Source organism: Burkholderia sp. APQ4-4ca (assembly GCF_057837105.1).
On record NZ_JBYQCG010000024.1, the window covers coordinates 1 to 554 of the forward strand.

Annotated in this window: 1 protein-coding gene; it reads left to right on the forward strand. The window is 67.9% G+C overall.

Annotation, left to right across the window (positions count from 1 at the left end):
* A partial coding sequence (locus AC3IFE_RS01470; protein WP_489189381.1) for a branched-chain amino acid ABC transporter permease occupies nucleotides 1–498 on the forward strand: 498 nt, incomplete at its 5' end.
* Nucleotides 499–554 lie beyond the last annotated feature (56 nt).

Consider the following 554-nt stretch of genomic DNA (forward strand, 5'->3'; position numbering starts at 1 on the left):
GTCGTGGCCGCGTGCGCGTTCATCGTGCGGGTCGTCCATTCGCCGTTCGGCCAGGTGCTCGTCGCGATCAAGGAGAACGAAGCGCGCGCGATCTCGCTCGGCTACGACACCGACCGCTTCAAGCTGCTTGCGTTCATCCTGTCGGCCGCGCTCGCGGGCCTGGCCGGCTCGCTGAAGGTGCTCGTGCTCGGCTTCGAGACGCTGTCGGACGCGTACTGGACGATGTCGGGCCTCGTCGTGCTGATGACGCTCGTCGGCGGAATGGGCACGCTGTTCGGGCCGCTGCTCGGCGCCGCGCTGATCGTCGCGCTGGAAGACCGGCTCGGCGACATCGGCGAATGGCTCGCGTCGACGACGGGCATCGGCTGGTTCCAGTCGCTCGGTGAATCGGCGACGATCGTCACCGGACTGATCTTCATCGCATGCGTGCTGGCTTTCCGGCGCGGGATCGTCGGCGAGATGGTCGCGCGGATCAAGCCGTTCAGGGCATCGTCGTGAGCATGCCGTGCGCGTCGCCCGCGTTGATGCGAAGCACCATCCCGCTCGCTCGGGGA